The sequence below is a fragment of the Halomonas sp. BM-2019 genome (assembly GCF_017584085.1).
In genome coordinates, this window is sequence record NZ_CP071922.1 from 3,833,094 (window position 1) to 3,838,493 (window position 5,400).

The window sequence follows — 5,400 nt, forward strand, 5'->3', positions numbered from 1 at the left end:
CTAACAGCCCCTGATCGCAGTCGATGGTAATACCGCCCAATCGAATGGGTCCATCACCAGCAAATTTGTGCACGTCAAAGCCTTGACCAATACGCATGTTCATAAAGACGACCTGTTTAACTGTTTTAAATAATATTCGACCAAGGCAAGATCTTCTGGGTCGGTCACTTTCATGGCTTGGCGACTTCCCACCACGAGTAACGGTTGTTGACCGCAACGTTCCATTGCTGAGCTTTCATCGGTTAGTGCAGAATTTGCTGCCAGTCCAGCTTCGAGCGCTCGTATTAACTGCCCCAATTGAAAAACCTGTGGCGTTTGTGCCAGCCAGAGTTTCTCTCGTTCTAACGTTTGTTCACTCACAGGTAACGAACCCTGTGCGGCTGACGTTACTGCCTGGTTCACTGTATCGCGTACCGGTAATGCCAATAAGGCCCCAGACTCTGGCGTTCTTTCTGCAACATCAAGAAGTCGCGCTAACACCTCTCGCGCTAATGCCGGTCGTGCTGCATCATGAACCACTGCTAGTGTTGTAGCTGTAACACCGGACGCTTTTGCAGCCTGCAAAGCGGCAAGCACAGATTGTGCGCGCGTTGCGCCACCAAGCGTAGCTTCCACCCGCGAATCGTTGGCAAAATGAGATTCCGGCCACCATTGGTCATCGCCTTGCACTGCCACCCAAACCCGTTTGACACGCGGGTCTTGTAGTAACGCAAAAATACTATGATCTAAAATGGTTTTTCCACAACATTGAAGATATTGCTTGGGAATCTCCGCTCCCATTCGCTGACCTATACCTGCAGCAGGTATAATCCCTATCATCAATCAATTTCCTCTTCATGCATGGGGATGAGACGAAAGAAGGTTTCCTCAGGGCGCACGAAACCCAGCTCGTTGCGAGCCCGCTCTTCAACTGCTTCTAAAGCATTGCGTAAGTCTTTAATATCAGCTTCGATCAGTTGGTTTCGTTGTTGCAAGGTTGCATTAATTTGCTCCTGACGGGCAAGATCATTTTGCAACTCCCGGTAATCCTTGACCCCATGCTGACCAAACCAAATACGATACTGTAACGCAAGCACCAGCGCGATTAGAATGACGGTTATAACGCGCATCGCCGAATCTCCCCTAAATGCTGCCAATCAATCGATGCTGACAATAATAGGCTGCGCAGATCTAAAGCCTGCGGCGGCAATTTGTTTCCTGCTCGCCAGCGGTGCCCTGCACATGCTGCCGCTAATACGGCTTTTGTCGGCTGTAAAAGATGCATGGTCACACTGTCTGCCGTAGCGTCTAAATGACTGCCATCAAGTCCAAACCAGCCATAATAGTTAAGATGCAGCTTTTCTTGCTCAAGTGCAAGCTGGTCCACTGAATCAAGGCGAATACTTATGGTTTGCGTGGATTCTTCGAGGACAAATACAGGTAAGGGTAAGGCGAGTTTTGCATGTTTGCCCAACCAAGCGGCAAGTTTGTGGCTTGCGTCACCCGGCAACCAAGGCTTACTGCGTTGTTTAGCGAGCCAACAGGCACTTTGAACGTCAAGTGCGAGCGGTATCGCTGGTTCGAGCTGCGCTTCGAGTAATGCTGCGGCCGTTTTGCGCACATATTGAGGCACACTAGCCAAACGACGCTGCAAGGCAGCGCCATGAGTTTGAAAGCGAGGTTCTTGCGAGCGCGCCAAATAGACCAGCTCCGCTTCGAAAAGCGCATTACACAGCTCGGTATAGTCACCGCTAAGTCGGCAATGGTTGCGTCTTCCGTTTCACCTGAACGGTGCGAAATGACCACAGTAAAACCGGCTTCCTGCGCCATACGAATCGCATTCAAGGTTTCCGTTAGACTACCAATTTGATTAAATTTAATCAGGATTGAGTTGCCAATCCCTTCGCTGATACCACGCTGCAAAATCTTGGTGTTGGTGACGAATAAGTCATCGCCAACCAATTGCACCCGCTCACCCAGCTTCTCAGTAAGCGTTTTCCAGCCAGCCCAATCACTTTCATCCAGCCCATCTTCAATCGACACGATTGGGTACCGATCACACAATTCGGCAAGATAGTCGGCAAATTCTTCAGCGGTGAAGCTTTTGCCTTCGCCGCTCAGATGGTATTTACCGTCACGATAAAACTCTGATGCCGCGCAGTCGAGCGCTAAGGTGACGTCTTTGCCTAACTGGTAACCGGCATTTTTAACCGCGTCGGAAATCACCGCCAGCGCTTCTTCATTCGAAGCCAAGTTAGGCGCAAAACCACCTTCGTCGCCCACCGCCGTGCTTAAACCACGCGCTTTGAGCACCGCTTTCAACGCGTGGAAAATTTCCGCACCGACACGTAAACCTTCGGAGAAGCTCTTCGCACCAACCGGTTGCACCATAAATTCTTGAATATCGACGTTATTGTCTGCATGTTCGCCGCCATTGAGAATATTCATCATCGGCAACGGCATGCTGTATTCGCCCGATGTACCGTTTAAATCAGCAATATGCGCGAATAATTCAACGCCTTTGCTAACGGCAGCTGCTTTTGCGACGGCTAAGGAAACCGCCAAAATCGCATTCGCACCGAGCTTTTCTTTATTTTCTGTAGCATCTAACTTCAGCATGGTGTTGTCGATTGCTTCTTGATTCAGCGCGGACATGCCTTGCAGCGCAGTCGCAATGGCACCATTAATATTGCCGACGGCATTCAATACACCTTTGCCTAGATAACGACCGGCATCACCGTCGCGCAATTCAAGTGCTTCACGGCTACCTGTTGATGCGCCACTTGGCGCAGCCGCACGACCCATACTGCCATCGTCAAGATATACATCCGCTTCGACCGTTGGGTTACCGCGTGAATCCATGATTTCACGACCAATAATTTTTACTATCTTGCTCATCATCTAATCCTTTCTGAATTCAGTCTTTAATTAATCGCTGATCGTTTGCAGGTTCCGCTGGCGTTGCTGATACTCACGCGCAGCTTCAACGAAGCTGGCAAACAATGGATGACCATCACGCGGCGTCGACGTAAATTCCGGATGGAACTGCACCGCAACAAACCAAGGATGCTCGGCAATTTCAATCGTTTCCACGAGGCGTTTATCGGCTGAGAGACCAGCAAAGGTCAGCCCAGCGTCACCCAGTTGCTGGCGATAATTATTGTTCACTTCATAGCGGTGACGATGACGCTCTTCAATCGTTTCCGCATCGTAAATTGCGCGGATTTTGGTGTCAGGCAATAAATGGCACTGCTGGGCGCCTAAGCGCATGGTGCCGCCTAAATCAGAACCCGAGTCGCGAATTTCCTTCTGACCGCTTTCATCCATCCACTCAGTAATCAGACCAACAACGGGGTGCGCAGTATGCTCGTCAAACTCGGTACTATTGGCACCTTCAAGACCTGCCACATGGCGCGCATACTCAATCAACGCAACCTGCATGCCTAAACAGATACCGAGATACGGCAGATTGTTCTCACGCGCATACTGTGCCGCCATGATTTTGCCTTCGATACCACGGCCGCCAAAACCACCAGGTACCAAAATCGCATCGACACCTTCAAGTTTAGCAACACCTTTGGTTTCGACATCTTGTGAGTCGATATAGCGGATATTAACCGTGACACGATTATGCAATCCAGCATGCGCAAGTGCTTCGTTAACCGACTTATAGGCGTCTGGTAATTCAACATACTTACCGACAAAACCGATCGTGACTTCACCTACAGGATTCGACTCAAGATAAAGAACCTTTTCCCATTCACTTAAATCAGCTTCTGGGCAGTCCATACCAAAGCGCTCAAGCACTAGGTCATCAATCCCCTGCGATTTCAGAATCGCTGGAATTTTATAAATACTCGGTACATCTTTCAGGGAAATAACCGCGCGCTCTGAAACATTGGTAAACAACGCAATTTTCGCCCGCTCATTGGCAGGTACTGTCCGGTCTGAACGACAGATAAGAATATCAGGTTGAATACCCAAAGAACGCAGCTCCTTTACAGAGTGCTGGGTCGGTTTGGTTTTCACTTCGCCGGCCGCACCGAGGAATGGAACTAGGGTCAAATGAATGAAAAGTGTCCGATGACGGCCAACTTCGGCCGACAATTGGCGAATGGCTTCCAAGAAAGGTTGTGACTCAATATCACCCACCGTGCCACCAATTTCAATTAAGGCAATGTCATTGCCCTCAGCTCCGTCAATAATGCGACGCTTAATCTCATTGGTAATATGCGGAATAACTTGAATCGTGGCACCCAGATAATCTCCGCGCCGTTCGCGGCGAATCACGTCTTCGTAGACGCGGCCTGTGGTGAAGTTATTTTTCTTAGTCATGCGTGAGCGAATAAAGCGCTCGTAATGACCAAGGTCGAGGTCGGTTTCAGCACCGTCACAAGTGACAAACACTTCGCCGTGCTGAATGGGGCTCATGGTACCGGGATCAACGTTGATATACGGGTCCAGTTTCATGATGGTTACTTTGAGTCCGCGCGCTTCCAAAATAGAAGCTAACGAAGCCGCCGCAATACCTTTCCCCAGCGAAGAAACTACACCGCCGGTTACAAAAATATATTTAGTCGCCATGCAAAACCTGCTGCGTCAGGGTAAATGAATCGTGGAAAAGGAACTTAAGACGGGAAAACAGTATACCCGAGCATTGCCGCTGCGGCAATCACGAAAGTTCGCGTTTTGCCTGTTGCCAAAGTAATTCTAACTCACTCAAGGGTTGCTCGGCTAATTCGCGCTGTTCTGCAGCCGCGAGAGCCTCGACTTGACGAAAACGACGCATAAATTTTTGATTCGCTCGCCCGAGTGCTGTTTCGGGGTTCACTTTTGCATGGCGAGCTAAATTCACCACCGCGAATAGTAGATCACCCATTTCGTCCTCAATGCGGTCCTGAAGTTTTGCCTGTTCAGCAACGTTTTTGAATCTTCATTGCTTGCAGAAGTCCCGGTAAGTTCTGTGGTATGTCGGCAAAAACACTGGTGTCTATTGCCGCTTCTGCACGCTCCTGTCGCTTGATCTGCTCCCATTGCCGGAGGACTTCCGTGGCATCATTCGCTTCAGCATCTCCGAAAACATGGGGATGACGACGCACCAGCTTATCGGCAATCGCCGCTGCAACTTGGTCAAAGTCATAGTCGCCCGACTCTTCTGCCAAGCGCGCATAAAACACCACTTGAAAAAGAAGATCGCCAAGCTCATCGCGAATCGCTTCAACGTCACCGCTGTGAATAGCAGCAGCAACTTCATAAGCTTCTTCTAAGGTGTAGGGTATCAACGAACGCATCGTTTGCTGCAAATCCCAAGGACAACCACCGTTAGGATCACGCAGCGCTGCCATAATTTCGAGGAGACGCTGCATTTGTGGTAATGTTGTGACCTTCAAATCTTCACTCATAATTACTTCCGTTGGGCAC

At 49.7% G+C, this 5,400-nt stretch carries 6 protein-coding genes (1 of these 6 cut by a window edge); all 6 read right to left on the minus strand.

Going from position 1 to position 5,400, the window contains the following annotated elements:
* Positions 1–99: 99 nt before the first annotated feature.
* Positions 100–819 (minus strand): 2-C-methyl-D-erythritol 4-phosphate cytidylyltransferase, encoded by a 720-nt coding sequence (ispD, locus tag J5F18_RS19000; protein ID WP_346300079.1) that lies wholly within the window; start codon positions 817–819, stop codon positions 100–102.
* The gene (ftsB, locus tag J5F18_RS19005) at positions 819–1,109 is read right to left on the minus strand and encodes a cell division protein FtsB (protein WP_346300080.1); all 291 of its coding nucleotides are present in this window, start codon (positions 1,107–1,109) and stop codon (positions 819–821) included. The genes ispD and ftsB overlap by 1 nt, the downstream gene beginning before the upstream one ends.
* 274 nt (positions 1,110–1,383) lie before the next feature.
* Positions 1,384–2,880, minus strand: coding sequence for a phosphopyruvate hydratase (eno, locus tag J5F18_RS19010; protein ID WP_346300081.1), 1,497 nt, complete (start codon positions 2,878–2,880; stop codon positions 1,384–1,386).
* A 27-nt stretch (positions 2,881–2,907) separates the two neighbouring features.
* On the minus strand, positions 2,908–4,563 hold the full coding sequence (locus tag J5F18_RS19015) for a CTP synthase (RefSeq protein WP_346300082.1): 1,656 nt from the start codon (positions 4,561–4,563) through the stop codon (positions 2,908–2,910).
* An 88-nt stretch (positions 4,564–4,651) separates the two neighbouring features.
* A complete protein-coding gene (locus tag J5F18_RS19020) occupies positions 4,652–4,858 on the minus strand; it encodes a hypothetical protein (protein ID WP_346300083.1) in 207 nt (68 codons plus the stop codon).
* Between the two features lie 34 nt (positions 4,859–4,892).
* On the minus strand, positions 4,893–5,400 hold the end of the coding sequence (gene relA, locus J5F18_RS19025; RefSeq protein WP_346300084.1) for a GTP diphosphokinase. It continues 2,051 nt past the right edge of the window; 508 of the gene's 2,559 nt are visible here — the last part of the coding sequence; its start codon lies beyond the right edge, outside the window; the stop codon is at positions 4,893–4,895.

Coding starts and splice junctions, on each gene's coding strand:
- ispD (WP_346300079.1), bottom strand. CDS start 819: ATGATAGGGATTATACCTGCTGCAGGTATAGGTCAGCGAATGGGAGCG.
- ftsB (WP_346300080.1), bottom strand. CDS start 1,109: ATGCGCGTTATAACCGTCATTCTAATCGCGCTGGTGCTTGCGTTACAG.
- eno (WP_346300081.1), bottom strand. CDS start 2,880: ATGATGAGCAAGATAGTAAAAATTATTGGTCGTGAAATCATGGATTCA.
- J5F18_RS19015 (WP_346300082.1), bottom strand. CDS start 4,563: ATGGCGACTAAATATATTTTTGTAACCGGCGGTGTAGTTTCTTCGCTG.
- J5F18_RS19020 (WP_346300083.1), bottom strand. CDS start 4,858: ATGGGTGATCTACTATTCGCGGTGGTGAATTTAGCTCGCCATGCAAAA.